Source organism: Thermostichus sp. MS-CIW-38 (assembly GCF_054058415.1).
The window spans coordinates 1-1,898 of the sequence record NZ_JBSSAH010000073.1; the positions used below are offsets into that span (position 1 = coordinate 1).

General features: G+C 57.7%; 1 rRNA gene. It reads right to left on the reverse strand.

Annotation, left to right across the window (positions count from 1 at the left end):
* A 23S ribosomal RNA gene (locus ACVWXZ_RS14220) occupies positions 1-1,898 on the reverse strand; the annotation flags it as partial.

Sequence of the window (1,898 nt, forward strand, 5' to 3'; positions counted from 1 at the left end):
CCAGGCTACAGTAAAGCTTCATAGGGTCTTTCTGTCCAGGTGCAGGTAGTCCGCATCTTCACAGACAAGTCTATTTCGCCGAGTCCCTCTCCGAGACAGCGCCCAGATCATTACGCCTTTCGTGCGGGTCGGAACTTACCCGACAAGGAATTTCGCTACCTTAGGACCGTTATAGTTACGGCCGCCGTTCACCGGGGCTTCGGTCGCCAGCTTCGCTTGCGCTAACCGACTTCCTTAACCTTCCGGCACTGGGCAGGCGTCAGCCCCTATACGTCGTCTTGCGACTTAGCAGAGACCTGTGTTTTTGGTAAACAGTTGCCTGGGCCCTTTCACTGCGACCAGCTTGCACTGGCACCCCTTCTCCCGAAGTTACGGGGTCATTTTGCCGAGTTCCTTAGAGAGGGTTCTCTCGCGCCCCTAGGTATCCTCTACCCACCCACCTGTGTCGGTTTCGGGTACGGGTGACAACTTTCATCGCCTACAAGCTTTTCTTGGCACTACCCTCAGCCACGCGGAGTCCGTAGACCCCTCCCAATCCAGTCAGGGTGTGGCCTGCTCTTGTGCGTCCCTCTTCAGCTCCAGTTGTCAGTCAGGGAATATCCACCCTGTCTCCATCGACTACGCCTGTCGGCCTCGCCTTAGGTCCCGACTAACCCCCCGCGGACGAGCCTTCCGGGGGAACCCTTGGGTTTTCGGGGCATTGGATTCTCACCAATGTTTGCGCTACTCAAGCCAACATTCTCACTTCCGCCTCGTCCACGTCTGCTTCCGCTGACGCTTCACCCTACTGCGGAACGCTCCCCTACCATCACCATCCACAACTTCGGCGCATCGCTTAGCCCCGTCCATTTTCGGCGCAAGGGCGCTTGACCAGTCAGCTGTTACGCACTGTTTAAAGGGTGGCTGCTTCTAAGCCAACCTCCTGGTTGTCTGGGCACCCCCACCTCCTTAATCACTGAGCGATGGCTTGGGGGCCTTAGTTGGTGGTCTGGGCTGTTTCCCTCTCGACGATGGAGCTTATCCCCCACCGTCTCACTGCCGACTAACCCTGGCGTATTCGCAGTTTGGTTCGATTTGGTACAGCTCTCGCCGCCCGCATCGATTCAGTGCTCTACCCCACCAGGTACCTGTCGACGCTGCGCCTCAACGCATTTCGGGGAGAACCAGCTAGCTCTGGGTTCGATTGGCATTTCACCCCTAACCACAGCTCATCCGATGATTTTTCAACATCACCCGGTTCGGCCCTCCACTTGGCTTTACCCAAGCTTCAGCCTGGCCATGGTTAGATCACCCAGGTTCGGGTCTACAGCATGGGACTCCCGCCCTCTTCAGACTCGGTTTCCCTTTGGCTCCGGCATTCCCGCCTTAACCTGCCCCACGCTGTAACTCGCTGGCTCATTCTTCAACAGGCACGCGGTCACCCGTTCAATCGGGCTCCCACTGCTTGTAGGCACACGGTTTCATGTTCTGTTTCACTCCCCTCCCGGGGTTCTTTTCACCTTTCCCTCACGGTACTGGTTCGCTATCGGTCACGCAGGAGTATTTAGCCTTACGAGATGGTTCTCGCCGATTCACACGGGATTTCCCCTGCCCCGTGCTACTCGGGATCCGGCCGGCGCCTTTGAGCTTTCGGCTACAGGACTTTCACCTTCTCTGGTGCAGCATTCCAGCTGCTTCCCCTAGCCCGCCGGCTGCCGTTTGGCCGTCCCACAACCCCGCCCAGCCGTAGCTGAGCGGTTTAGGCTCTTTCCCGTTCGCTCGCCGCTACTGAGGAAATCACGTTTGTTTTCTTTTCCTGCGGCTACTAAGATGTTTCAGTTCGCCGCGTTCGCCCCTTTGGCCTATGGATTCAGCCAAAGGTGACAAGGCTTGCGCCTTGCCGGGTTGCCCCATTCGGG